The sequence below is a fragment of the Bacillus salacetis genome (genome assembly GCF_049177075.1).
In the GTDB taxonomy this organism is placed as follows: Bacteria; Bacillota; Bacilli; order Bacillales; family Bacillaceae_B; genus Rossellomorea; species Rossellomorea salacetis_A.
This window is the reverse complement of sequence record NZ_CP185377.1, coordinates 1533622-1558278: the sequence shown is the minus strand read 5'-3', so window position 1 is coordinate 1558278 and position 24657 is coordinate 1533622. Positions and strand designations below refer to the sequence as shown.

The following is a 24657-nucleotide window of genomic DNA, read 5'->3' as shown; positions in this document are numbered from 1 at the left end:
CTTTACAGCTGATTTTTCATCCGGTAGACGTAAGCCAGAATTTCGGCTACCGCTTTAAAGAACTCTTCCGGAATAGTGTCGCCGATTTCAGCACTGTCATATAAAGATCTTGCCAATGGCCTGTTTTCGACCATGATGATATCATTCTCTCCGGCAATAAATTTGATCTTCTGTGCCAAAAAGTCCACTCCCTTGGCAACCACATAAGGAGCATCTGATTTATTTTCATCGTATTTCAAAGCAATGGCATAGTGGGTTGGGTTGGTGATGACCACGTCTGCTTCAGGCACTTCCTGCATCATCCTTCTCATGGCCATTTCCCTCTGCCTTTGCTTGATCTTTGATTTGATCAAAGGGTCTCCCTCAGTATTCTTGTGTTCATCTTTGATATCTTGTTTAGACATCCGGATATTCTTTTCAAAATCATATTTCTGATATAGATAGTCAAAAACGGATAAAAACAACAATGCCAACGAAGCGGCAATCCCCATCTGAACAGTCAGAGATGCCATCGTCGCCAGGGAGTCATGGATGGACTTAAAAGATAACCCAAGCACCTCATCTATATTCATCCATAGGATGACAAAAGTAATGGCGCCGACAAATCCGATTTTCAATATCGATTTCAACAATTCTACGATCGCTCTTATCGAGAATATCCGTTTTGCCCCTTTGATTGGATCGATTTTTTCCAGTTTGGGCTGCAGTGGCTCTGAAGTGAACATCACCCCAACCTGTATATAATTCGAGAATATACCAGCCAATAAAGCAACAAGCATAATGGGCCCAAGCAAAATCGCAACTTGCTGCAGCACTTCCATAACGATCAGCATGAATGATTCCTGCGTCAAGTCCATCATCATATAGTCCTGGAAAGAGATGCGGAATAAGTCAAAAACAACGTTGCCGATATAAGACGCACTAAAAGTCAAAAATAAAAATACAGCAAGTAAGATGACAGCTGTATTAACATCCTGGCTCTTGGCTGTCTGCCCTTTCTTCCTTGAATCCTGTCGTTTTTTCGGTGTGGCCTTTTCAGTTTTCTCACCTGCAAAAAACTGCAGATCAAGGGAAAGCAATTTCACATTAAGCGCCTCCGATAAGTTTCATTAAATCCCTCATTGTGTACATCATCAATTCAAACATTTGCTGCATCAGCGTCATCATGGCTCCAAGTACAATAAATAGCACAAGGAAACTTACAGCAATCTTTATCGGAAAACCGACAACAAATATATTCAGCTGCGGTACAGTCCGTGCGACGATTCCCAGTGCCACATCTACCAAAAACAGTGTCGCCACAACCGGAATGGACATTTGAAAAGCAATGATAAAGACGGAGTTGAACGTTTTCACCACATACTCAGCAACATTCTCATTTCCAAGAGGAATCCAGGGCTGATCAATCGGGATGAATTGATAACTGTAAAAAACTCCATCCAGAAGCAGGTGATGCCCGTCCAAAGCAAGTAATAGGAGCAGTGCAAAAGTATATAAATACTGTCCCACAAGCGGAGATTGGGCCCCAGTCTGAGGATCAATTACGTTAGCAATCGCAAATCCCATTTGAAAATCTATGAAACTTCCTGCTACCTGAATGGCCGAGATGATCATATAGGCTGCAAACCCAATTAACAGCCCAATAAGGGCTTCTTTCATGACCAACAATATATAAGCTGCATCAATGGCGATAGGAGCGGAATCAATTGTGTAATACATTATCCAGGCGATCACACCTGAAAACCCCAGGCGGTGCTGAGCAGGAATCGACCTGTATGAAAATAGAGGCAGCGTGACGAAAAACGCCGATACCCTCATGAAAACCAATAAAAAGATTGAAAGGTTCGGGATCAATTCTTCCATACCCTTATCCTACAAATCTGTTCAGATTCGAGAATATCTCAGATGCAAAGGTAACCAATTTTGTCAGCATCCAAGGTCCAAAAAAAACAACGCCCACAAGAACAGCAACGATTTTCGGTATAAAAGCCAATGTCTGTTCCTGGATTTGGGTTGTTGCCTGAAAGATACTGACAACCAAACCAACGACCAATGCCAGCAGCAGCAAAGGCCCGCATATAACCAATGTTGTATAAACTCCTCTTTCTGCCAGAGCAATAACCGATTCAGCATTCATATTTTTCACCTACTTAAAAACTTTGAAGAAGAGATTTCACAACAAGATACCAGCCGTCCACCAGTACGAACAGCAGTATTTTAAACGGCAGAGAAATCATGACCGGAGGAAGCATCATCATTCCCATAGACATCAAAACACTTGCTACCACCATGTCGATGACAAGAAATGGGATGAAAATCATGAACCCGATTTGAAAAGCCGTTTTGATTTCACTGAGCGCAAAGGCCGGAACCATCGCCGTCAACGGAATATCTTCGATTGATTCCGGTCGCTCGGCACCAGAGTAGTTCAGGAATAGCTCCAAATCCTTTTGCCTTGTATGCTCGCTCATAAAGTCCTTGAGAGGTCCGGCGGCATTTTCATATGCCTGTTCCAGGTTGATCTCATCATTGAATAGTGGTGTAAGAGCTGTCTCATTTACTTCTTGGAATGTCGGTGCCATTATAAAAAAAGTCAAAAACAGCGCAAGTCCCATCAAAACCTGATTAGGCGGCATTTGCTGGGTTGCCAGGGAGGTCCGCACGAATGATAATACGATGACAATCCTTGTAAAGGACGTCATCAGAATCAGGATTCCCGGCGCAATGGATAGTACAGTAAAAAGAAGCAGGAGCTTAACTGAAGTAGACACAGAATCCGGCGAGGCCGAATTGAAAAATTCCATGAATTCATTCATCTTTATCTTTCTCCCTGTTGTTTAAGTCATTAAGCATCTTTTTTCTGCCTTTCCTTATATCATCAATCTGAGATTTCAATAAGCTCTGAAACGACTGGCTGTCTTCTTTTTCCACCTGCGATTTAAACGCGGTCTTATTCCCAAGCCATTGTGACAGCATATCCTTCTGCTGTTGAAGTCCTTGAGATTTTTCGTCATAAAATGCGAGGATATCGTCTTTTTCTTCTTTTTCATCAATTTCTTTAAGAAGCTGGATGTCTTCTCCGACTCCAAGAATCAGTATTCTCTCACCTACTTTTACAAGCTGAACTGACCGGTTCCCCCCCAATGTCGTGCCGCCAAGGTTATGAATTAATTTTGTCTGTTGAAATGATTTGCTCTTTTGATTAATGAATTTAAGTAAGAAATAAATCAATGCAATAACAAAAACAAGTGCAAAAATCATTTTCAAATAATCCATTGCCGATACACCTGTCGAGGCCTCTGAAACAACAACTTCATTTCTCTCTTGTTCTGCAGGCGTTATTTTTTCATTACTCTCTTCGGGTTGTTCCCAGTAATCTTTAACAGTACCATCAAACTCTGCATATGCCTGTGTGTTCCCAGTCATATGCAGAGCAGCTGCTAGAGCAACAATGAAAAAAATATTCCTAATTATCTTCCTCAAAAAAAGCACCTTCTCCTAATTCTCATGCTTTGATGTACCTGCAGTACATCTGCGTTACAGCTTAGCTTAACGCTTTTTGGATTGCTTCAATAACACGGTCTGCCTGGAAAGGCTTCACGATGAAGTCTTTTGCTCCTGCCTGGATGGCATCGATGACCATTGCTTGCTGTCCCATAGCAGAGCACATGATGATTTTAGCATTCCCATCGATGGCCTTGATTTCTTTAAGCGCTGCAATACCGTCTTTTTCGGGCATGGTGATATCCATCGTAACAAGATCAGGGTTCAATTCCTTAAACTTTTCAACTGCTTGGTTTCCATCCGCTGCTTCTCCGACTACTTCGAAACCGTTTTTCGTAAGAATATCCTTGATCATCATTCTCATAAAAGCCGCATCGTCCACTATTAAAATTTTATTTGCCATATTTCTTTCCCCCGTATTCTATTTTAATTTTTTTAGTCGGTCTGATTGACTAACAATATCTGTGATTCTAACCCCAAAGTTTTCATCGATTACCACAACTTCACCTTTGGCAATCAATCTGCTGTTGACAAGGACATCTACAGGCTCGCCGGCGAGTTTGTCCAGCTCAATGATGGATCCGGATGACAGCTCCAGAATATCTTTTACTGAACGATTCGTCCTGCCAAGTTCCACAGTAACGTTTAATGGTATGTCTAAGAGCATGTCCAGATTTTTGCTTTCTGACTTCCCTATGGATGGCTGTTCAAAGCTGGTAAAGGAGGCAGGTTGTACATGCACAGGCTGCTCAATACCCTGATTAGTTCCAAAATGCTGCGGTTGTGCCTTCTCTTGCTGTACATAATGAGCGGGCGCCTCTCTATACATTTCCTGTTGATAATGCGGCTGCTGCCCAGCTGGTGCCGAGTGTCCCCCTGTTGGATCTTGATGATTACTTCCCTGTTCCTTCATTTCGGAATCTGCTGAAGCTGCATCACTGTTATTGGTGAGTTCGTCGACAAGCTGTTTAGCAAATTGCAGCGGAAGAAGCTGCATTATGCTTGAATCTATCAATTCCCCTACTTTTAGAGAGAATGATATCTTGGAAAGCAAATCCTGCTGTGGAATCGTATTTGCCCCTTCTCCTTCTGGAAGGTACAACATGTCCACCCTCGGAGGAGAAATATCCACTTTCTTATTGAAGACAGTAGACATCGAAGTTGCAGCAGATCCCATCATTTGGTTCATGGCTTCCTGAACAGCGCTGATCTGGATCTCCCCTAGATTACCAGAAGGGTTCAAGCCGTCCCCGCCAAGCATCAAATCAGCAATAATCGCTGCATCTTCCTGCTTGATAACCAAAAGGTTGGCGCCTGAGAAACCCTCGGTATACTGCACTTGTATCGCTACATAAGGATGCGGGAAATCATCTTCGATCCTGCTTCTTTCCAGGACGGAAACCTTAGGAGTCGTGATTTCCACCTTTTGATTCAGCAATGTAGAAAGTGCCGTTGCAGAACTTCCAAAAGAGATGTTCCCAATCTCACCGAGAGCATCCTGTTCAAATTCGCTTAAGTACTCTTCCACATTTAGTTCTCGAGAAGAAGCTGGCTCTTTCTCTTCACTGGTTGTGCCTCTCAAAAGGGCATCTATTTCATCTTGTGATAGCATATCATCACTCATCATCCTCTTCTCCCCCCTTTAAAGAATCCAATATTTGGACCGCTAGTCTATTATTGAGCTCACCCGGCTGGGCAGTGAATTTCGGTATTTCTCCAACTTTCACCAGCAAAGGTTCATCTATACGTCTATTCAGCTGGATGACATCTCCGATATCCAGCATAAGAAAGTCATCAATGGTGATGTCGGAGCTCCCCAGCTCAGCCACTACAGGCACCTGGGCTGTTTTTATTCTCTTCTTCAGTTTTTCAGTTTCCTTTGGATCTTTATCCTTTTGTTTAGTCTGCATCCAATAACTGACAGACAATTTAGGAATGATCGGCTCCAGCACAACATGAGGAATGCATATATTGATCATACCGCTGGTTTCACCAATTGTAGTGTTCATCGAGATGACCACTACGGTCTCATTTGGAGAGACCATCTGGAGAAACTGTGGATTCACTTCAAATTCTGAAAGAATCGGATCAATCTCAGCGATATTACTCCATGCTTCCCGCAAGTTATCAAATGCCCTTTCAAAAAGATTAGACATGATCTTTGTTTCGATTTCTGTCAAATTCTCTATTTTATTCATGCCGGTGCCTTTTCCGCCCATCACCCGGTCCATCATTGCATACCCGATGTTTGGATTGACTTCCATCAGGATATGTCCGTCCAGGGGGGGGACGTCGAAGATATTCAAGATCGTCATTTTAGGTACTGATCTTACAAACTCTTCAAAGGGCACTTGGTCGGCAGACACAACTGATATTTGCACATACGTCCTCAGCTGAGCCGAAAAATAGGTGGTCAGGAGCCTGGCGAAATTTTCATGAATTCTTGTCAGACTTCTGATTTGATCTTTTGAAAACCTGAGGGCTCTCTTAAAATCATAAACTTTCACTTTCTTCTGTTCTTCTTCTTTTTTGAAATCGTCGGCACTCATTTCGCCTGTAGACAAGGCAGATAATAATGCATCAATCTCATTTTGCGAGAGGACCTCACTGGACATTTCCTCACCCCCGTTTCCTTCAGAAGTTTTATTATTGAATCATGTAAGAGGTGATATAAACTTTTTCAACTTTCCCCTCTTGCATAAGGCCATTTGCTTTGTCTTTGATGGTTGTTTCCAGCTGCTGTTTTCCTTCTTTGCCTTGCAATTCTTCAGACTTCATTTCAGAAAGCTCTTCAATGATAATGTTCTTCATTTGGAAATCCCTCTTCTCGAGCTCTTCCTTCGCCTTCTTGCTGTCGGTCTGAACTTTAAAGGAGATCCGGATATAATCTCCGCTCAGGAGGTTGGTTGTCATTTCTGGAACATCCACAGACGCTTCAATTACTTCATCAATACTTGGTTCCGCTGCTTCTTCTTCATTAAACTTCAAAAGAACAATGAGGGCCAGGACTCCACCCAAAGTGATTGTCACCAATAAAATGAGTGTTATTGTTAGCAATTTATTCTTCATCGTGAATTCCCCCGGCCTTTCTTAGTCCCAGTACATTTATCTTTCTATAGAAGGAAACCGTTTTATCTTCCACCTCGTCCACCGTTTCTTTCACCACAATTTTCTTCCCGTTGGTAAGAGTAATGGTCGTGTCAGGAAATGCTTCTGCACTTTCTATGTATAAACAATTAAGCGAGAACGATTTGCCATTTAACTTTGTAAGTTTTATCAAATTTCATTCAGAGCTGGATGGAATAAGCCGTCCAGCCCTGTCCCTCCCTTGCAATCTATTATCGTTTCAAGTTTACAAGCTCTTGAAGGATTTCATCTGATGTTGTGATAATCCGGGTGTTCGCCTGGAAACCACGCTGCGCTGTAATCATCTCGGTAAATTCTTCAGAGAGATCTACATTGGACATTTCAAGAGAGCCAGAAACAATGGTTCCTCTTCCTTCACCGGCTACATTGATATTCGGTGTACCAGAATTGACCGATTGCTGGAATGAATTCCCCCCGGCTTTCGTCAAGCCGGATGGATTGCTGAACTTAGCCAGCGCCAGGTAGCCGATTGTGGTGATTTCACCATTGGAATAAACACCGTTTATTTCACCCATGGAGCCGATGTTAAAGCTTTCAAGCGAACCTGCTGTGTTTCCGTCAGGGTCGGCAGAAGCAGAAAGGTCACCTGGTTCATTTTTCAAGTTTGATAGATTCACTGTAACCGGAAGCAGCTCAGCAACTCCGTCATTATTCGTATCACTGATCGGCAGGTCAATAGCTGCTGTTGCAGGAGCTTCCCATTCCCCTGTCTGAGGGTTTTGCGTGAAATTGATTTGATAGGAAACAGGAGGCAGCGGGTTGCCATCATTTTGATTGATAAATTTCAAATCCCAAGTATGGGACGGGCTTCCTGCCGGTGTAAGTTCCATATCAAGAGTAACTTGTTTACCAGTTGAATCCACTACATTGATTTGCTGTACAAATGGATCACTTCCTGCTGCATCATTCGATAGATTTCCATACATACTGATAGTTTTAGTTGTTTTCGCAGGCAGTTGTGCATTTACGTTAACTTTGATATCCTGCAGAATACCATTTTCGTATGATTGAACTTTCATTCCATCGCCATTGACCAGGGTCCCGTTGTCATCCAAGTAAAAATTCCCTGCTCTTGAATAGAATTGAGCCTCCCCCTGCTTCACAACAAAATAACCGTCTCCATTGATTGCCAGATCAAGCGGGCGCCCGGTAGACTGCAGGCTTGACTGCGTGTGGATTGTATCAATTGTTGATAAAGTAGATCCAAGCCCGACCTGCATAGGGTTTCTGCCCCCCCGGGCATCCTGTGCAGCAGAAGCACCTGAAATGGTCTGATTCATTGTATCCTTGAACGTTACACGGCCTTTTTTGAATCCATAAGTATTTACGTTGGCAATGTTATTTCCGATTACATCCAGTTTCGTCTGGAAGTTTTTCATTCCACTGATACCTGAGTACATTGAGCGTAGCATGATATTTTCCCCTTTCTATTTTCACTGCATCTGTCATTCAGCAGTGACAGGCTTCCTCTAAGGTCCAGCCTATTAATCGATAATGATCGTTCCATCAATATTTGTGAAAATCTGCGTTCTGGCTTCCTGTCTGTCCATTGCCGTGATGACTGTAGAATTTTTGGCACTGACTATCAAAGCTGCATTGTTCAGCAAAACCAGGGATTCATTTACACCTTTTAGTTTGGCTTGCGCAACCTTACTTTCAACTTCTCTCCAGGTTTCTCCGGGTATTTCTATCCCTCTCTGCTTCAGTCTTAAATCGGCATGTTTACTAATCGTGAGTGAGCTTTCACTTTCGTTTATCGCTTCCTTGAAAGTCTGGGCGAATGTTTTTGAAGGCAAAGGCTTCTTTGTAATTCCTTTTTGAGGAAACTGTGACGTAATTGGTTGAGATGGCAATCGATTGATGATATTTCTTGGCATTCAACCACATCCTTTATTATTCGATTTTCATGATATCGTCTTCTTTAATTTTTTCTCCATTCTCTAAGTGGAACCATAGGGTGCCTTCTCTTTTTGAAACTGATGTAACGGTGCTATGTAATTCTGTTTCACCCTTATTCCAGTAAACGGTCCTTCCTATCAGGCTGCTGGCGTTGACCAGGGAATTCGTTCCAAAATCTGAACTGCCATGATTTACCTGTGAGACATTTCCAGGAGCAAGGGTTATTCCGTCTTCCATAATAAACTGGACTTCATTGTCTTTGAATCTGACAGCAGATACAATTCCTTTTCCTTCTTTGATTTCTGTCTTGCCCGCCTCTATTTCCTCAAGTTTATGCCATGTAATCTCTTTTCCGACAAACTGATTATAGGCTATCAGGTTGTTCTGGCTCTGTGATTCAATAAAAGTTTCCATGGATTTACTAAGGTTCGTTATTTGTTCCAATGTAGAAAAAGTTGCCATTTGAGCGATAAAATCTTTATCCTGCATCGGGTTGAGAGGATCCTGGTTCTGCAGCTGGGTCATCAGGATTTTCATGAAGTCGTCTTTACCCAGTGCATCCTTTCCGCCTTCTCTTTGTTTCTGATGCAATGAAGATAACAGTAAGTTTGAATTGATCGTGTTTGACATGGTCATCACCTATACTTCACTATTCATTAATAGTTCTTGAAATGAAAATTCCGGTTCTTCTTTGTCAGTTGTCTGTTGATTGGATTGGTCTTTTGACTGCTGTCCATTCTGCTGCTGAGATGGCTGCCGTTCCTGCTTGTAGGATTCTGTGAAAGACTGTGCAACCTCAATTTTTTCCACTTGAAGGTTCTGACTGTTCAATGCTTGCCTTAACCCTGTCAGTTGAGAGTCCAGTATATCTTTAGCTGCTTTTGTACTGGCAATGATTTTTGCTGTCAAGATTCCTTCCTGCTGCAACAACTCAATCCGCAAAGAACCAAGCTGTTCCGGATAAAGTTTAATTAACAATTTGCTCATATTCGGGGTATGCATCATCTGTGATTTTCCTATGATATTGGCAAACTCTTTAACGAATTGTTCATAGGTCGTACCTGTTTGGCTCTTATTCACAAAAAGTGAAAACTGTTCTGCACGTACCAGCTGCTGTTGACCAAATAACCCAGTAAGCTGCAGTCCTGCATTCGGCTTCGCCGCCTGTTCTCCTTCATACTTTGCCATTTTTTCTCCTGATGAATCAGCAGGGGTCATATGTAAGGACAGCAGAGACTTATTTGAAGGAAGAGTAAGTTTAGAAAGAGTTTCACCCGGATATTTGTTGTCCATCACAATGTTCTGCAAGTGGGTTTTCGGGTTGACATCTTCCTTGATGGTGAAATGGGTATGGAATACCTTCTCTACTATTTGATTCCACTTACCATCTTTTTGGCCAGCACCAGTCAAAACTTGCTCAATCTTCTCAGTAATCACCTTCAAGCTCTGTTGCAAGACTTCTGCCCGTTCAGTTTGCTGAAAGCTCAGATCTGACTGACTAAAGGCCTTCTCAAAAGCTTTGGAAGTTTTGAAAAGTATTTCCATAGCTGCTGGATCAAGCTGTTTTAGATTGGCAGCAGGCATTAAACTGATGGTCTCCATAAGCAGGAATAATACCTCTTCCTGATTTCCCTTTTCCACCTGAGGGAGTTGCTCTTTCAACATCGGCATATCCTTCAAAATGTCATTTATGATGGATTCCATTGATACCAGAAGGTCTTCCTGGGTTATTCCAGCTTGTAAAAGTATATTTTCCATATTTATTTCAGCCGCTTCAGTTTCCGCCATAGGCACAGCTTGCCCTGAATTCAGAACCTGCAAAAGCTTAAGGAGCTGTACCATACGAGTATCCTCCTGCTCAGAAGCCCCTTCCAATGAACCCATATCTGCCAGCAGCCTGCTGAAAAAATCACTCTTCTCCCCATCAGGAGTCTTTTGAAATAACCCTTTATCTGATACCTGTCCCGTGCTAGTCGTAGAAAGCATCGCTCCAACGTTCATATTGTCACCTCCCTTCAATTACTGCTTTTTAGTCAATTGGAATCCACATTTGCCGACAGTAACTCAGTATATTTCGCTGCATTTTCAGGAGGCATTTTTTCCAATATCTTTGCCAGTGTGTCCGGCTTGATATTCGATAATATCTTCACTGCCTCATCATTCTCCATATTAAGCAGGACTGGTGCAGCACTTTTCGCAGACATGGATTCAAAGGTGGAGATCATCTCTTTAAAGGCACGCTTATTTTCCTGCTGAATCTGCTCCAGTTCCTCAATTTGTGCCTGCATCTGTTCCTGTTCTGCCATCAGCCGTTCTTTCTCTTTCTCTTGAGAATCTATCTTTCCTTGAAGACTGCTGATTTCTGAATCTTTTTCCTCAATTGCTGATTGGAGGGTGAGCACTCTTTCTTCCAGCTTAGCCGCCTCTTCTTTTGCATCGGTTGGGATCACGGAAGAAATGACGGGAATCTTCACACCAGCTTCTTTCGCTTTTTCAAAAATATTTACACCCGCTAACTGCATGACAACTAAGGTTGTTACCACAGCAAACAGAAGAGGGATGATTCCTGCAAATAAAACCCATTGAAACCGGCTCGTTGATTTATCTTTCCTTTCCTTCTCTGCTGTCTTCCCCATGTCCTCACCTAATTTCTTTTATTCGTATATTGCATGACAGCCAGCTCATCGAGAACCTTGCTTTCTGAAGAATTAAGGGTTTGTTGATATTTATCAAAGTCATTTTCTTTTATCTTTTCGTACTTCTTCACTTCAACGTTCATTTCAGAAAGCTTCTGTTCGTGCCAGTTCATCCTGTTTCTTGCTTGTATGACCAGCCCCTGGTAATAATCTATGGTTTTTTCAATATTTGTTATAAAGTGCTGATTATGCCTGATGTCCTGTACCGATAGTCCACTGACCATTTTCTCGGACTGGAAGTTTTGCAAATCCTCTTTTTTCTTTAACAATTCGTAAAGTTTTTCAGCAATTTTTTCGAATTTCTCGACAGAAGCGCGGTATGATTCTCTTATTTCCTCTTTTTCTCTTTCTTTGAGAGTCAGGATTTTTTCAAATTTAAATTTATAACTCAACCCTTCCACTCCCCTTTTTGTGCCAGATTGATTATTTCACTGACACTTTCCTCCATAGTGACCTTTTCATCCGTTCCTTGTTTAAGGAAAGAAATGATCTTTGGATGATAAGCAATGGCCTGGTCAATTTCCTGTGAAGTTCCCTTTTTGTAGGCGCCGATGTTTATCAGGTCCTCTGAATTACTGTATGTGCTCATTAAATCCCTGAGTTTTTCAGCAGCTTTGAGGTGTTCTGTTGATGCGAGATGATTCATCAGCCTGCTTACACTCTTCAGGACATTAATTGCTGGAAACCGGCCCTTATTGGCAATGTTGCGATCCAGGACAATATGACCGTCCAGAATTCCCCTTGTAGTATCAGCAATAGGCTCATTCATATCATCTCCATCAACAAGTACCGTGTAAAAAGCGGTGATGCTGCCATTCTTGTTTGTGCCGGTTCTTTCAAGGAGCTTAGGTAAGATAGCGAAAACAGAAGGGGTATACCCTTTTGTCGCAGGGGGCTCTCCAACCGCAAGGCCGATCTCCCTCTGTGCCATGGCGACCCTTGTGACGGAATCCATCATCAACATGACATTCAAACCTTTATCACGAAAATATTCTGCGATTGCCGTCGCTGTGAATGCCCCTTTGATTCTCATTAAGGCCGGCTGGTCCGATGTAGCCGCTACCACTATCGACCGCTTAAGTCCTTCCTCACCTAGATCCCTCTCAATGAATTCGCGCACTTCACGGCCTCTTTCCCCTATTAGGGCAATGACATTAAGATCTGCGGTTGTGTTTCTCGCAATCATCCCGAGCAGGGTGCTTTTTCCTACTCCGCTTCCAGCGAAGATCCCAACTCTTTGGCCTTTTCCCACAGTGAGCATGCTGTCGATAGCCCGGACGCCGACCTCGATCTTTTCATTGATTGGAGGTCTTGATAGTGGGTTGGGCGGATCCTGTTCGGTATAAGCCGGTGTCAGCCCCCTTGGCAATCCTTCTCCATCCAGAGGATTCCCCAGTGAATCCACCACTTTGCCGATTAAAGAATGGCCCACCTTAATGGTCAAAGGTTTCGATGTCGCTTCAACGAGGCTTCCCGGGGAAATTTCATTAATATTGGAATAAGGCATCAAGATTACAGTCTCTTCTTTAAACCCCACCACTTCTGCCCTGATTTTCCTTCGGGTTTCAGAGAGGTGAATGAAGCATAAATCTCCAATCGAGCTCTTGGGTCCCTGGGATTCTATCATCAGGCCGACAACCCTTTTTACTTTTCCGAACTTTTTAAAGGACTGTATGGAAGGAATGTAATCTAACAGATCATCAGCTTTCATTCATCTTCACCTTCTAAGATTTCAACCAATTTGTTTTTTATCTCCCTTAGCTGAGCATCAATACTGACAATCACCCTGCCTTCACCCGTCTCAATGAAACAATCGTCCTTTCCAAGTCCGTCATCAGGATAAATCAACAGCTTGCGCAGAACCGGAAACATGGATTCCAGCTCCTCCTGATTATCATTAAGGAGACTGTAATTCGCGGGATGTACATGGATCTGGACTTCAGGCAGTTCCCTGACTTCTTTAATTGCACGTTTTATGACATCAAGGAAAACGGCAGGGTCTTCATCTAACGTCCGCCCTATAATCTTTTGTGCTGTTTGCATCCCAAGTTCTAGAATGACACTTTCTGCTTTTTCAATATGATTATAGTAATCGTCTTTGGCATTGGAGATTATTTCAACAGCCTGGCTGATATAGTGGCGGTATTCATCGATCCCTTTTTCCCTTCCATCATCCAGGCCCTGCAAGTAAGCCTGCTGATAGGCTTCCTGTTGAAGAATCTCTTTCTCCTGTTCCCATTTGGCTTTCAGAGAAGCTGTCTCATCTTCCAGCCTTCTTGCTTCTGCCCTGGCCGACTCAAGAAGCCTCTCTGCTTCTGCTTGTGCTTCCTGCAGCACCTTTTCCCGTTCCCGATTTAATTGCTGGTTATCCTGGTCATTATCTTTGCCTTCAACATCTGAAGGTCCCGAGATGTTCCTTAGAGAGATAATCTTCGCTTGACGATGCTGGGCATCAGAGGCTGGCACATTCTTAATTACTTTAGACAATGATATCGTCTCCTCCGCCGCGGGCGATGATGATTTCACCCGCATCTTCCAGCCTTCTTATAACGCTGACAATCCTGGACTGAGCTTCTTCAACATCTCGAAGCCTTACAGGACCCATGAATTCCATTTCTTCTTTGAATGTTTCTACCATTCTTGCAGACATGTTCCGGAATACAATATCCTTGACTTCTTCACTGGATACTTTAAGAGAAAGAAGCAGGTCTTCATTTTCACTATCACGGATCACCCTCTGTATGGAACGGTTATCCAAGGTGACAATATCCTCAAACACAAACATTCTCTTCTTGATTTCTTCTGCAAGTTCCGGGTCCTGAATCTCCAATGCGTCCAGAATCGTTTTCTCAGTGGACCTGTCAACACCATTCAAAACCTCGACAACCGCTTCAACTCCGCCTGTCTGGGAATAATCCTGAGTAACAGTTGTAGACAATTTCCTTTCAAGGATTGCTTCCACTTCACTGATCACTTCAGGTGATGTTCCATCCATCAATGCAATACGCCTGGCAATATCAGCCTGTACCTCCTGCGATAATTCAGAAAGAATCTGTCCCGCCTGCTGAGGATTTAAATAAGAAAGAATCAATGCAATCGTCTGCGGGTGTTCATTCTGAATAAAATTCAGGATTTGGGATGCATCTGCCCTTCTCGCAAAATCAAAAGGCTTAACCTGGAGTGATGAAGTCAGTCTGTTGATGATTGCCGAAGCCTGCTCATTCCCAAGCGCTTTTTCCAGCACTGTTTTGGCATACCCTATTCCACCCTGCGATATATAATCCTGTGCAAGCGCAATGTTATGAAATTCCTCCAGCACTTCCTCTTTAGCGACCGATTCAACCTTCTTGACCCCGGAGATTTCCAAAGTCAATTTCTCTATTTCTTCTTCGGACAGGTGCTTATAAACTGACGCTGATACATCAGGGCCAAGCGAGATGAGGAGAACGGCAGCTTTCTGTTTACCCGTTAATTCTTTTTCACGTTGTTTTACCATGTTGACTCACTCCTATTCATCAGCCAGCCAAGAACGTAATAGTTTCGCAAATTCTTCAGGCTTTTCCCTGGCCATCTTCTCCAATTGTTTTCTTCTGGCCGAACTTTCAGTCTCTTTTTCAGTATCGATATCGGGAATATTAATAGGCTGCTGTTCTTGCTCAAAAACAACCTCTTCTGCTGCGACACTTTTGTTCTTTCTAACGACTAAGAAAATCAATAATATAATGACAGCAAGCAGGATTCCGCCAATAACATATGACCACCACGGCAAAGCAGAAGGAGCTTCTTGTTCGAATTCCATCTTTCCGTTAAACGGCTGGACAGAAACGACAATTTTGTCTTCGATTGCTTCAGGTGTCAACTCGGTGCCGGCTTCTTTATCAATCGAAGTTCTGATGATTGTCGATAATATTTGCGATATATCTTCCTGTCTGTCTTGAGGGAAAGAATTTGGATCTTCAGGATCGGGCGGCTCAACCATTACTTGAATCCCTATATCCCTTATTTTATAAGGGCTTTCTACTATTTCTTTCCTTATTCTATTAACCTCGTTGTTTATCGTCTCTTCGATTCTCTCGTAATCACCATTGGAGTTCTCGCCTTCAACATATGTCCCAAGTCCATCGCCTGTATCTTCCGCAGCTGGAGCCCCCCCCGCTGCTGCACCTTCCCCCGTGAAGGTTTCAGTGATTCTCTGGACACTTACGGCGATTCCTTCCATATTTTCTTCATCAACTGGTGTTACCTGGTTTACTTCACTGTTTTCTTGGGTAAAGTCTATATCGGTAGTTACAGAAACAACGACTTTATTAAAACCGATTAAGGTACCCAGCATACTCTGCACTTGCTTTTGAATGTCCTTTTCGATCCTGTCCTTGACGTCCATTTGCTGGACGACAGTTCCTCCAAAGGAAGAATTTTCATTTTCCAGCTCAAAGTACTCAAAAAATTGATTCATGATGACGATATTATCTGTAGGAAGGTTTGGAACGCTCTTAGAAACAAGATGATATAAGGACTTAATCTGTTTTTGATCAAAATTGAAACCAGGTTTTGTGTTCAACACAATGGAAGCAGATGCTTGTTCTGTTTCTTCACTGACGAACACCCCTATTTCAGGCAGGGTAATCATGACGTTGGCATCCTGGACACCTTCAATTCCTTTCATCAGGTTTGAAAGCTCTGTCTGCATCGCATCCAGCTTCATGACGCTAAACTCATTATCAGTCATCCCAAAACCAGCATTTTGACTAAAAAAGGAATAATCGATGCTTCCGGAGTTCGGTATTCCTTCTGCAGCCAGTTCAACTTTCAATGTATCAACCATTTCGCTTGGGACCTTGATTGTCGAACCACCATCAGCGATTTCCGAAACGATACCTCTTCCATCAAGGTTTTCTTTAATACTACCTGTTTCCGAGGGGGCCAGATTGCTGTACAGCGGGACCAGACTCGTCCTCGTGGAGAGGAATCCCGTAATCGCTATGGCAAGGATAATCACTAATACAGCCGCTCCATACATAGCCTTTTGTTTTTTAGTACGTGCTGACCAGAAAGTATTCAATTGTTCTTTATATTTCTTAACAGTTTCATTCATCATAATCCCCCGGTTACTCTGTCAGATTTAGCGGCAACAATAACCGTAAAAGTTACATTGGCATTCTCATAATTTCTTGGTAGGCTTCAACTACCTTATTACGTACTTCCATTGTTGTCTGAAGGGTAATGCTGGCTTTTTGTGAGGCAATCATCACTTGGTGCAGGTCGACATTGCCGCCTCGCGCAAGTTTTTCAGTCAGCATATCGGATTCTTTCTGGCTTGTATTTACTTCTTCGATTGATTTTTTTAGAAAATCAGCAAAGTTTTGCTGATTTTGTACAGGTTTATTTAATTTTTTTTCAAACGACGGACTTATTCTGTTTTCAGTCGCAGAATATATATTATGTATAGCCATTAGCGTCCTCCCTATTTACCTATTTCCAGTGATTTCATCATCATTGACTTATTAGCATTAAAGACTGTCACATTTGCTTCATAGGATCTTGTGGCAGAAATCAAGTCAATCATTTCGCGAAGCGGGTCAACATTAGGCAGCTGTACATACCCATCCTGATTTGAATCAGGATGTTCAGGGTCGTATACAAGATTGAATGGAGTTTCTCCATCTTCTCTTATCTTTGCAACCCTGACGCCATTTCCGACAGCCCCGGAATCTTCAGCATTCATTGCTTTATTTAAAAATGAGGAAAAATGACCTCCATTCGGCTGGAAAACAACAGATTTCCTTCGATATGGCTGCCACTCCCCATCCACTAATTTACCTCTGGTCGTATCTGCGTTGGCCATATTGGATGAAATTACATCCATGCGCAGCCTTTGGGCTGAAAGTGCCGAAGCAGAAGCATTCATACTATGGAAAATAGACATATTATTTACCTCCCCTGATTACAGACTTCAAAGAGTTGAATTTACCATTAATCCGGTCTGATAGAGCATTAAAATAAATTTGATTCGCTGCCATATCAGACATTTCCTTATCGATATCCACACCATTTCCATTGTGGTTATATTGAAAAGGCCGGCTGTTGATGGAATATCCATTTCTTTTACTGCCAGGGAACTCAAAGTGGCGGGGATTCGTTCTGTTCGCTTCCAATGTTGAAATCGAATCGTTTAAGTGATCTTTAAAGTTGATAGACTTCGCTTTGTAATTTGGTGTATCAACATTGGCTATATTCTGAGAAATTACCTTCTGCTTGGCAGAAGAATAATTCAAACCATTTTCAAGAGAGTGAATGGTGTTGGAAAACAAACTCATTTTTTACACCTCTAACCAAGTTTTTGTCAAAGATTAATGAAATTTGACATTTTTTACGGAATTATAATATCTATTGTAATATTAAGCAAAATAAGTGTCTATGAATATTCCGTTAATTTTATTCCTACTTCTTATTCATTTTTGTCAGGGACTTTTTGCGTGTTTTTTTAAATGTGTATCCGATTTAGTGAATTTCTTACTTATCCTTCCTGATAATCAAGTCTTTCCTACCGTATTTCTTCCATTCTTTTCTACATCCCCAAGCGAATAGCATAGGGCCGCTTCTTTAATGGAATAAAATACCAATATAAAACTTCATAAATATAGCGATCCTTAAGAGATCGCTCCAAAAATGTGCCATTTCTCCATTAGGTAACCCGGCTGCCAATATACATATGGATATGCATGTAGGCCCGTGGCTTTGCGTCCTCCCTTTTCAGATGAGTTTGCCTTTTCTATGAAATTTTGTTGAAAATTGTCGGAAATAGTCTGTAATCTTATTTTACTATGTACGTCGCCAAATTCAACCCTTTCCCCCGTAATACTATTAGGACTTTATACCCTTTTTTAAAAGAATTCTATCAATAATCCTCAATTTTTCCTGAAGATAGAAAAAAACCGCTAATCCATTTGGATTAGCGGTTCGTATATTAGTTGGTCTTTAACTTATCCAGTTCAACCAGGAACTTATCATTCAGGACTTTAATATATGTTCCCTTCATTCCTAATGAACGAGATTCTATGACACCGGCACTTTCAAGTTTACGAAGAGCATTTACGATTACTGATCTTGTAATCCCAACTCTGTCAGCAATCTTAGAAGCAACAAGCAAACCTTCGTTTCCATCCAGTTCTTCAAAGATGTGTTCAATTGCCTCTAGTTCACTATAAGAAAGAGAGCTGATTGCCATTTGTACTACAGCTTTGCTTCGTGCTTCCACTTCAATCTCTTCTGATTTTTCACGAAGGATCTCCATTCCAACTACGGTAGCACCGTATTCACCAAGAATCAGGTCATCATCATCAAAGCTGTCTTCCAGGCGGGCGAGAATCAATGTACCAAGACGCTCCCCTCCACCGATAATCGGTACGATCGTTGTGAGGCCGTTCTTGAACAACTCTCTGTTTTCCACTGGGAATGCAGTATATTGACTGTCAATATCCAAATTTGATGATGTTTCTTGAATGTTGAACAGGCTGTTCGTATATTCTTCCGGGAATTGGCGGTCTTCAAGCATTTTCTTCATTCTTTCATTTTCAATCTTTTGATTGACTGCGAAACCTAACAGCTTTCCTCGGCGGCTCACAACAAATACATTTGCGATGATAACTGAGCTTAATGTTTCAGCCATTTCTTTAAAGTTAACTGGTTTTCCTGCTGCTTTTTGCAGCATTGCATTGATTGTTCTTGTTTTACTTAATAAATTCATTTCATTTCCTCCTAGTGCAACTGAATAGTTTCTATATTTATATAATTAGATCCGCGATTGACTGGTATAGTTCGTATAGCAATCAGGATAGTTTACGAATATTCCTGGATTTATCTGCAATAGATTTTTACCCTTCACGGGTAACCTGCAAACTTATAGAATAAACTGGCTTAGGTCTTTATCCTGAGAGATTGCTCCAAGCTTATCCTCTACATAGGAAGGTGTGATGGTTATCTTCTCCATGGTAATATCCGGAGCCTCAAATGATAGGTCTTCAAGCAGTTTTTCCATAATTGTATGAAGGCGGCGGGCACCAATATTGTCAGTATTCTGGTTTACTGAAAAGGCGATTTCAGCCATCCTACAAATAGCATCGTCAGAAAATTCAATTTGTATACCTTCAGTTTCCAAAAGTGCAATATATTGTTTCACAATTGCATTATCCGGTTCTACGAGAATTCTTACAAAGTCCTCGACCGACAGCTTCATTAGTTCCACCCTGATCGGGAATCGCCCCTGAAGCTCGGGAATCAAATCAGAAGGTTTAGCTGTATGGAATGCACCTGCAGCAATGAAAAGCATATAATCAGTCTTGACTGATCCATGTTTCGTTACCACAGTTGAGCCTTCCACAATCGGCAGGATGTCACGTTGAACACCTTCTCTTGATACTTCACCGGAAGATTGGCTGGAACTTTTGCTGGCAATTTTATCAATTTCATCAATGAAAATTATTCCACTTTGCTCAGCTCGAATAATTCCTTCTTGGGTTACCTCATCCATATCAATCAATTTCTGTGCTTCTTCATTGATCAATACTGGCCTTGCCTCTTTTACCTTCATTTTTCTCTTTTTCTTCTTTTTAGGCATCAGACCGCCGAGTGCATCCTGCATGTTCATGCCCATTTGCTCCATTCCAGAGCCTTGAAGCATATCAAACATCGATCCTTGCTGTTCTTCAATTTCCACTGTAATAAACTCTTCTTCGAGTTCACCTTTTTCAAGCTTGTCAGCAATCACTCTGCGCCTGTCGTGAATCGTTGTCTCTTCTTTTTGTTCTTCATCATCCTGCTGTTGATTTCCCTGGCTGCCCCCGAAAATCATTTCAAATGGATTTTTATAATTATTATTCTTCTTTTTGGACGGAACAAGAAGTTCCACCAGACGACGATTAGCGTTTTCTTCTGCTGCTTCCTTCACATCGGACATTTGTTCTTCTTTAACAAGCCGGACAGAGGTTTCAACAAGATCCCTCACCATGGACTCCACATCTCGGCCAACATAACCGACTTCTGTGAACTTAGTAGCTTCCACTTTTATAAACGGAGCTCCGACCAGCTTTGCCATTCGTCTTGCAATTTCAGTTTTTCCGACACCTGTGGGTCCCATCATAAGAATATTCTTAGGTACCACTTCTTCACGGAGGTTTTCAGCAAGGAGACTTCTTCTGTAGCGGTTCCTCAATGCGATTGCAACCGCACGCTTCGCATCATTCTGTCCCACAATATATTGATCAAGTCGATCGACAATTTGCCTTGGAGTTAACTGATTGGCTTGTTTTTTCAAAGAGATACACTCCTTTTCAATAGGTTGGAACTGCTTATAAGCTAAGTGTCAAAGTGTTTCAACAATAATGTTGTTATTGGTATAAACACAAATATCGGCTGCAATTTCCAGTGCAGCTTTTGCAATTTGTTCTGCACTCAAGTGCTCACCGCTGTGATGCTTTAAGGCCCGGCCCGCAGCCAGTGCATAATTTCCTCCTGAACCGATTGCAAGGATTCCATCATCCGGTTCAATTACCTCGCCTGTACCGGAAATAAGAAGTAAATCCTCATCATTCATGACGATCAGCATAGCTTCAAGTTTGCGAAGCACTTTATCACTTCTCCATTGTTTCGCCAATTCGACTGCAGCTCTCTGAAGATTACCGTTGAATTCCTGCAGCTTACCCTCGAACATCTCAAATAGAGTAAAAGCATCTGCCACTGACCCGGCAAAGCCTGCTACAACTTTTCCATTAAAAAGTTTTCTGACTTTCTTTGCAGTATGCTTCATCACGACAGCATTCCCAAATGTAACCTGGCCGTCGCCTGACATGGCACATTCACCTTTATGCCTGACAGCAAAAATCGTTGTTGCATGAAAATTTCCCATTTGTATTACCTCCTTTTCAATTATGCACGAGGATGGTGATTCAAGTATGTTTTTCTAAGGTGGTCTTTTGTCACATGCGTATAGATTTGAGTAGACGACAAATTCTCATGTCCAAGAAGTTCTTGAACAGTTCGAAGATCCGCCCCGTTGTTTAATAAATGAGTCGCAAACGTATGCCTGAGCATATGAGGATGAATTTTCGCATTCAAAGAGGCCTTTTTGATGATTTCACTCAACACATGCCGTATTCCTCTGGGAGTCAAAGGGCCTCCTCTATAGTTAACGAATACATATTCATGGTCCTCGTTCTTCAGCAGCTGTCCGCGTGATATATTTATGTACTTTTCCAGAGCTTCATGTGCATAAGTTCCAAAAGGGACATACCTTTCCTTACTGCCTTTCCCTTTTACCAAGATAGTCGATAACGAGAAATCCAGATCTTTCATCCGAAGTCCTGCACATTCACTTACCCTTATTCCAGTTGCATAAAACAATTCAAACATCGCTTTGTTCCTCATTGGGATAGGTTCATCGCCATCACATGCTTTTAAAAGGTTTTCCATTTCTTCTTCGTAGAAGAACTCTGGGAGTCTCTTTTCAGCTTTTGGGCTGCTAACCAAAGCAAAAGGATTCTCAGAAATCACCCTTTCCCGATTCAGAAACCTGAAAAAGCTCCTTAAACTTGAAACTTTCCTTGAGATGGATGCTCTAGCATATTTTTTTTCATGCAACCCGGTCAAGAATAAACGGGCATCGAAATATTCAATCTCAGGCAGCAAGCGCAAGTTCTGTTCATTCATAAATTGAAAAAATTCCCTGATATCATCCTTATAAAAAGTAACGGTATACTCTGAATAGTTTTTCTCAATCTGCAAATATGTAATAAAGTTATTCAGATAATGGTGTAAATTCTCCGACATTAGTTATCACCTCACAAAAGGCTACTAAATAGTATCACAATTTAGTAGCCCATGCAATGGAGTTTACAAATTTTTCACAAAGTTCTGAATTGTTTCTTATGCCTTTGTTTCAATTTGATACTTCCTTTTATTTTTACCAAATCACTGTAAGCTATATACAGTACAATTGAATGCTCATGGTAATTCCATACCTTGAATTCAAAGATACCATATAAATAGTATAAAAGGAAAAAGTGAGCTTCTTAAGCTCACTGTCCCCCTACTGCTGTGTTTCTTCTTTATAATCGCAACTTGAACACTGTACCTGGACGCCCTTTTTCAACTTCTTCTCTATTAAGAGATGTTCGCACTTAGGACACTTCCTGTCAATCGGTTTGTCCCAAGAAAGGAATTCACATTTCGGATATTGATCGCATCCGTAAAAAATACGCTTTTTCTTACTTTTTCTCTCGATGATATTTCCATCTTTGCATTCCGGGCACTTCACCCCGATTTCCTTGACAATCGGTTTTGTATTTCGGCAGTCCGGAAAATTGCTGCAAGCCATGAACTTTCCGTAACGGCCCATTTTGAATACCATTGGATGGCCGCAATTTTCACAATCTTCACCGGCAGGTTCATCTCTGATTTCCACTTTTTCCATCTCTTCTTCTGCTTTTTCCAGATGTTTTTCGAAACCTTTATAAAACTGGTCGATTATGTTCACCCATTTTTCTTTACCATCTTCAACATAATCCAGGTCCTGTTCCATCTTTGCGGTGAACTCTACATCAATGATATCAGGGAAAAATTCAGATACAAGTTCTGATACGATTTCACCCAGCTCAGTTGGGATAAAACGTTTATTATCCAGACTTACGTATCCCCTTCTTTGTATCGTGTCCAGTGTTGGTGCATAAGTTGATGGACGTCCGATCCCCAATTCTTCCAGTGTCTTTACCAATCTCGCTTCGGTATAGCGTGGAGGCGGCTGTGTGAAATGCTGCTTCGGATCGATGTCTGCATAGCTGACAACATCCCCTTCTTCGAGGGCAGGAAGCTGATTTTCCTTCTCTTCCTTCTGATCATCCGACCCTTCCACGTAAACTTTCATAAAGCCTGGAAACTTAACTTTCGAGCCGTTTGCACGAAAGAAAACATCTCCGTTTACAATATCCACACTCATGGTATCCATGACAGCAGAAGCCATTTGACTTGCCACAAAGCGTTCCCATATAAGCTTATAAAGCCTTAATTGATCTCTGGAAAGGTATTCCTTCATAGATGCCGGGTCTCTAAGAGTGGAAGTAGGGCGGACGGCCTCGTGGGCATCCTGGGCTTTTTGGCCTTTCTTCTCTTTTCTCTCCTGGCTTTTGGTATATTCACTGCCGTATTTATCAGTGATATATTCTGATGCTTCCTTTTGAGCAACTTCAGAAATTCTGGTGGAGTCTGTTCTCATATAGGTAATCAGACCGACAGTACCTTCTTTTCCGATTTCAATTCCTTCATATAATTGCTGTGCAAGCATCATCGTTTTCTTTGCCCTGAAATTCAGCTTTCTCGCAGCTTCCTGTTGGAGAGAGGAAGTAGTGAATGGAGAAGCAGGATTCCGTTTTCTTTCTTTTTTCGTCACTTTCTTGATTTCAAAGGAATCACCTTTAATCTTCTCAAGAATGTCATTTACTTCTTTTTCTGTTTTCAAATCGAGCTTATTGCCTTCCAGTCCATAGAAAGCACCCTGGAAGGTACTCTTGCCTTTTTTAAACTGAGCTTGAATAGTCCAGTATTCTTCAGGGGTGAATTCCTTGATTTCTTTTTCCCTGTCAATGATAAGGCTTACTGCTACTGATTGTACCCTTCCTGCACTAAGACCTTTTTTGACCTTCTTCCAGAGAAGAGGACTGATATTATAGCCAACAAGCCTGTCTAGAATTCTTCTCGCCTGCTGGGCATCTACAAGATCCATATTAATCGGGCGGGGATGTTTGAATGATTCCTTGATGGCATCCTTAGTAATTTCATTGAAGACGACCCTGCAATCTGAATGGACATCCATGTCCAGACTATGTGCCAGATGCCATGCAATTGCTTCTCCTTCTCTGTCGGGGTCGGCAGCCAGGTATATTCGTTTAGCCTTTTTAGCGGCTGTCTTCAATTCTTTCAGAACTGGTCCTTTTCCCCTGATGGTGATATATTTCGGATCGAAATTATGTTCTACATCGACCCCCATCTGGCTTTTGGGAAGGTCGCGGACATGTCCCATCGATGCCCGGACTTTATATTTCTTACCTAAATATCTTTCGATTGTTTTCGCCTTAGCTGGCGATTCCACAATCACTAAGTAATCTGACATTAAATAGCCTCCTTAAAGAGGGAAATCGTTTATTTTTGCGTTTCATTTTTTATAGGTTAATTATCTGTTTTAGGAAACGTTTCCAACTGCTGAAACATAAAGGAACTGTTTCTTTTCTTTATATTATCTGTTGCAAAATGTATAACAGATTGAGAAGAATTGCAACCTTTTTATATATTTTATACACATAATCACGTTTTTTTCAAAAATTCCGCTGCTTTTTCTCCATACAGCATGCTGTTTCCTGTCCGT

At 41.8% G+C, this 24657-nt stretch carries 28 protein-coding genes and 1 riboswitch; all 28 genes read right to left on the bottom strand.

From position 1 onward, the window contains the following. Positions 1-2 precede the first annotated feature (2 nt). On the bottom strand, positions 3-1085 hold the full coding sequence (flhB, locus tag ACOJQI_RS07900; protein ID WP_421384614.1) for a flagellar biosynthesis protein FlhB: 1083 nt from the start codon (positions 1083-1085) through the stop codon (positions 3-5). Position 1086: 1 nt separating this feature from the next. Next, positions 1087-1863 (bottom strand): flagellar biosynthetic protein FliR, encoded by a 777-nt coding sequence (gene fliR, locus ACOJQI_RS07895; RefSeq protein WP_421384613.1) that lies wholly within the window; start codon positions 1861-1863, stop codon positions 1087-1089. 4 nt (positions 1864-1867) lie between these two features. Further along, complete coding sequence (gene fliQ, locus ACOJQI_RS07890) at positions 1868-2137, bottom strand: flagellar biosynthesis protein FliQ (RefSeq protein ID WP_421384611.1); 270 nt, start codon at positions 2135-2137, stop codon at positions 1868-1870. Between the two features lie 13 nt (positions 2138-2150). Beyond that, positions 2151-2816 carry a flagellar type III secretion system pore protein FliP gene (gene fliP, locus ACOJQI_RS07885; RefSeq protein WP_421384609.1) on the bottom strand — a complete coding sequence of 222 codons (666 nt, stop codon included), beginning with the start codon at positions 2814-2816 and terminating at the stop codon, positions 2151-2153. Next, complete coding sequence (locus ACOJQI_RS07880; protein WP_421384607.1) at positions 2809-3483, bottom strand: flagellar biosynthetic protein FliO; 675 nt, start codon at positions 3481-3483, stop codon at positions 2809-2811. The genes fliP and ACOJQI_RS07880 overlap by 8 nt, the downstream gene beginning before the upstream one ends. A 61-nt stretch (positions 3484-3544) precedes the next feature. Beyond that, positions 3545-3907, bottom strand: a complete 363-nt coding sequence (locus ACOJQI_RS07875) for a response regulator (protein ID WP_421384605.1) — start codon at positions 3905-3907, stop codon at positions 3545-3547. Between the two features lie 18 nt (positions 3908-3925). Further along, positions 3926-5131 carry a flagellar motor switch phosphatase FliY gene (fliY, locus tag ACOJQI_RS07870; protein ID WP_421384603.1) on the bottom strand — a complete coding sequence of 402 codons (1206 nt, stop codon included), beginning with the start codon at positions 5129-5131 and terminating at the stop codon, positions 3926-3928. Then, positions 5121-6119, bottom strand: a complete 999-nt coding sequence (fliM, locus tag ACOJQI_RS07865; protein WP_421384601.1) for a flagellar motor switch protein FliM — start codon at positions 6117-6119, stop codon at positions 5121-5123. The genes fliY and fliM overlap by 11 nt, the downstream gene beginning before the upstream one ends. A 31-nt stretch (positions 6120-6150) precedes the next feature. After that, the gene (fliL, locus tag ACOJQI_RS07860) at positions 6151-6573 is read right to left on the bottom strand and encodes a flagellar basal body-associated protein FliL (RefSeq protein WP_421384600.1); all 423 of its coding nucleotides are present in this window, start codon (positions 6571-6573) and stop codon (positions 6151-6153) included. Next, positions 6563-6784: a flagellar FlbD family protein gene (locus tag ACOJQI_RS07855; RefSeq protein ID WP_421384599.1), complete on the bottom strand. Its 222-nt coding sequence runs from the start codon at positions 6782-6784 to the stop codon at positions 6563-6565. The genes fliL and ACOJQI_RS07855 overlap by 11 nt, the downstream gene beginning before the upstream one ends. 58 nt (positions 6785-6842) lie before the next feature. After that, positions 6843-8063 carry a flagellar hook protein FlgE gene (locus ACOJQI_RS07850; RefSeq protein ID WP_421384597.1) on the bottom strand — a complete coding sequence of 407 codons (1221 nt, stop codon included), beginning with the start codon at positions 8061-8063 and terminating at the stop codon, positions 6843-6845. 72 nt (positions 8064-8135) lie between these two features. Beyond that, the gene (locus tag ACOJQI_RS07845; RefSeq protein ID WP_421384596.1) at positions 8136-8528 is read right to left on the bottom strand and encodes a TIGR02530 family flagellar biosynthesis protein; all 393 of its coding nucleotides are present in this window, start codon (positions 8526-8528) and stop codon (positions 8136-8138) included. Between the two features lie 16 nt (positions 8529-8544). Further along, entirely contained in the window at positions 8545-9180 is a 636-nt protein-coding gene (flgD, locus tag ACOJQI_RS07840) for a flagellar hook assembly protein FlgD (RefSeq protein ID WP_421384594.1), read from the bottom strand. A 9-nt stretch (positions 9181-9189) separates the two neighbouring features. After that, positions 9190-10551 (bottom strand): flagellar hook-length control protein FliK, encoded by a 1362-nt coding sequence (locus tag ACOJQI_RS07835; protein ID WP_421384593.1) that lies wholly within the window; start codon positions 10549-10551, stop codon positions 9190-9192. A gap of 32 nt (positions 10552-10583) precedes the next feature. Continuing rightward, the gene (locus ACOJQI_RS07830; protein WP_421384591.1) at positions 10584-11186 is read right to left on the bottom strand and encodes a MotE family protein; all 603 of its coding nucleotides are present in this window, start codon (positions 11184-11186) and stop codon (positions 10584-10586) included. Positions 11187-11194: 8 nt separating this feature from the next. After that, positions 11195-11638: a flagellar export protein FliJ gene (gene fliJ / locus ACOJQI_RS07825; RefSeq protein WP_421384589.1), complete on the bottom strand. Its 444-nt coding sequence runs from the start codon at positions 11636-11638 to the stop codon at positions 11195-11197. Next, the gene (gene fliI, locus ACOJQI_RS07820) at positions 11635-12957 is read right to left on the bottom strand and encodes a flagellar protein export ATPase FliI (RefSeq protein ID WP_421384587.1); all 1323 of its coding nucleotides are present in this window, start codon (positions 12955-12957) and stop codon (positions 11635-11637) included. Before fliI ends, fliJ begins: the two co-directional genes overlap by 4 nt. Then, positions 12954-13733 carry a flagellar assembly protein FliH gene (gene fliH / locus ACOJQI_RS07815; protein ID WP_421384585.1) on the bottom strand — a complete coding sequence of 260 codons (780 nt, stop codon included), beginning with the start codon at positions 13731-13733 and terminating at the stop codon, positions 12954-12956. The genes fliI and fliH overlap by 4 nt, the downstream gene beginning before the upstream one ends. Next, on the bottom strand, positions 13726-14742 hold the full coding sequence (fliG, locus tag ACOJQI_RS07810; protein ID WP_421384583.1) for a flagellar motor switch protein FliG: 1017 nt from the start codon (positions 14740-14742) through the stop codon (positions 13726-13728). The genes fliH and fliG overlap by 8 nt, the downstream gene beginning before the upstream one ends. A gap of 12 nt (positions 14743-14754) precedes the next feature. After that, entirely contained in the window at positions 14755-16341 is a 1587-nt protein-coding gene (fliF, locus tag ACOJQI_RS07805; RefSeq protein ID WP_421385422.1) for a flagellar basal-body MS-ring/collar protein FliF, read from the bottom strand. Positions 16342-16393: 52 nt separating this feature from the next. Beyond that, on the bottom strand, positions 16394-16699 hold the full coding sequence (fliE, locus tag ACOJQI_RS07800) for a flagellar hook-basal body complex protein FliE (RefSeq protein WP_421384581.1): 306 nt from the start codon (positions 16697-16699) through the stop codon (positions 16394-16396). Positions 16700-16710: 11 nt separating this feature from the next. After that, the gene (gene flgC / locus ACOJQI_RS07795) at positions 16711-17172 is read right to left on the bottom strand and encodes a flagellar basal body rod protein FlgC (RefSeq protein WP_421384580.1); all 462 of its coding nucleotides are present in this window, start codon (positions 17170-17172) and stop codon (positions 16711-16713) included. Position 17173: 1 nt separating this feature from the next. Beyond that, a complete protein-coding gene (flgB, locus tag ACOJQI_RS07790) occupies positions 17174-17563 on the bottom strand; it encodes a flagellar basal body rod protein FlgB (protein ID WP_421384579.1) in 390 nt (129 codons plus the stop codon). Between the two features lie 368 nt (positions 17564-17931). After that, a riboswitch (cyclic di-GMP riboswitch) is annotated at positions 17932-18024 on the bottom strand. Between the two features lie 189 nt (positions 18025-18213). Continuing rightward, positions 18214-18993, bottom strand: coding sequence for a GTP-sensing pleiotropic transcriptional regulator CodY (gene codY, locus ACOJQI_RS07785; RefSeq protein WP_421384577.1), 780 nt, complete (start codon positions 18991-18993; stop codon positions 18214-18216). Between the two features lie 153 nt (positions 18994-19146). Continuing rightward, on the bottom strand, positions 19147-20559 hold the full coding sequence (gene hslU, locus ACOJQI_RS07780; protein ID WP_421384575.1) for an HslU--HslV peptidase ATPase subunit: 1413 nt from the start codon (positions 20557-20559) through the stop codon (positions 19147-19149). 48 nt (positions 20560-20607) lie between these two features. Beyond that, positions 20608-21150, bottom strand: a complete 543-nt coding sequence (hslV, locus tag ACOJQI_RS07775; RefSeq protein WP_421384573.1) for an ATP-dependent protease subunit HslV — start codon at positions 21148-21150, stop codon at positions 20608-20610. A 20-nt stretch (positions 21151-21170) separates the two neighbouring features. Further along, positions 21171-22070, bottom strand: a complete 900-nt coding sequence (gene xerC / locus ACOJQI_RS07770) for a tyrosine recombinase XerC (protein WP_421384572.1) — start codon at positions 22068-22070, stop codon at positions 21171-21173. 259 nt (positions 22071-22329) lie between these two features. Further along, positions 22330-24405 carry a type I DNA topoisomerase gene (topA, locus tag ACOJQI_RS07765; protein ID WP_421384570.1) on the bottom strand — a complete coding sequence of 692 codons (2076 nt, stop codon included), beginning with the start codon at positions 24403-24405 and terminating at the stop codon, positions 22330-22332. Positions 24406-24657: the final 252 nt, after the last annotated feature.

Coding starts and splice junctions, on each gene's coding strand:
- ACOJQI_RS07835 (WP_421384593.1), bottom strand. CDS start 10,551: ATGAACGTTGGAGCGATGCTTTCTACGACTAGCACGGGACAGGTATCA.
- flgD (WP_421384594.1), bottom strand. CDS start 9,180: ATGTCAAACACGATCAATTCAAACTTACTGTTATCTTCATTGCATCAG.
- fliE (WP_421384581.1), bottom strand. CDS start 16,699: ATGGCTATACATAATATATATTCTGCGACTGAAAACAGAATAAGTCCG.
- flgB (WP_421384579.1), bottom strand. CDS start 17,563: ATGAGTTTGTTTTCCAACACCATTCACTCTCTTGAAAATGGTTTGAAT.
- flgC (WP_421384580.1), bottom strand. CDS start 17,172: ATGTCTATTTTCCATAGTATGAATGCTTCTGCTTCGGCACTTTCAGCC.
- hslV (WP_421384573.1), bottom strand. CDS start 21,150: ATGGGAAATTTTCATGCAACAACGATTTTTGCTGTCAGGCATAAAGGT.
- fliI (WP_421384587.1), bottom strand. CDS start 12,957: ATGAAAGCTGATGATCTGTTAGATTACATTCCTTCCATACAGTCCTTT.
- codY (WP_421384577.1), bottom strand. CDS start 18,993: ATGAATTTATTAAGTAAAACAAGAACAATCAATGCAATGCTGCAAAAA.
- ACOJQI_RS07875 (WP_421384605.1), bottom strand. CDS start 3,907: ATGGCAAATAAAATTTTAATAGTGGACGATGCGGCTTTTATGAGAATG.
- fliF (WP_421385422.1), bottom strand. CDS start 16,341: ATGAATGAAACTGTTAAGAAATATAAAGAACAATTGAATACTTTCTGG.
- xerC (WP_421384572.1), bottom strand. CDS start 22,070: ATGTCGGAGAATTTACACCATTATCTGAATAACTTTATTACATATTTG.
- fliQ (WP_421384611.1), bottom strand. CDS start 2,137: ATGAATGCTGAATCGGTTATTGCTCTGGCAGAAAGAGGAGTTTATACA.
- ACOJQI_RS07845 (WP_421384596.1), bottom strand. CDS start 8,528: ATGCCAAGAAATATCATCAATCGATTGCCATCTCAACCAATTACGTCA.
- ACOJQI_RS07830 (WP_421384591.1), bottom strand. CDS start 11,186: ATGGGGAAGACAGCAGAGAAGGAAAGGAAAGATAAATCAACGAGCCGG.
- fliL (WP_421384600.1), bottom strand. CDS start 6,573: ATGAAGAATAAATTGCTAACAATAACACTCATTTTATTGGTGACAATC.
- fliP (WP_421384609.1), bottom strand. CDS start 2,816: ATGAATGAATTCATGGAATTTTTCAATTCGGCCTCGCCGGATTCTGTG.
- ACOJQI_RS07850 (WP_421384597.1), bottom strand. CDS start 8,063: ATGCTACGCTCAATGTACTCAGGTATCAGTGGAATGAAAAACTTCCAG.
- fliR (WP_421384613.1), bottom strand. CDS start 1,863: ATGGAAGAATTGATCCCGAACCTTTCAATCTTTTTATTGGTTTTCATG.
- fliY (WP_421384603.1), bottom strand. CDS start 5,131: ATGATGAGTGATGATATGCTATCACAAGATGAAATAGATGCCCTTTTG.
- fliM (WP_421384601.1), bottom strand. CDS start 6,119: ATGTCCAGTGAGGTCCTCTCGCAAAATGAGATTGATGCATTATTATCT.
- topA (WP_421384570.1), bottom strand. CDS start 24,405: ATGTCAGATTACTTAGTGATTGTGGAATCGCCAGCTAAGGCGAAAACA.
- fliG (WP_421384583.1), bottom strand. CDS start 14,742: ATGGTAAAACAACGTGAAAAAGAATTAACGGGTAAACAGAAAGCTGCC.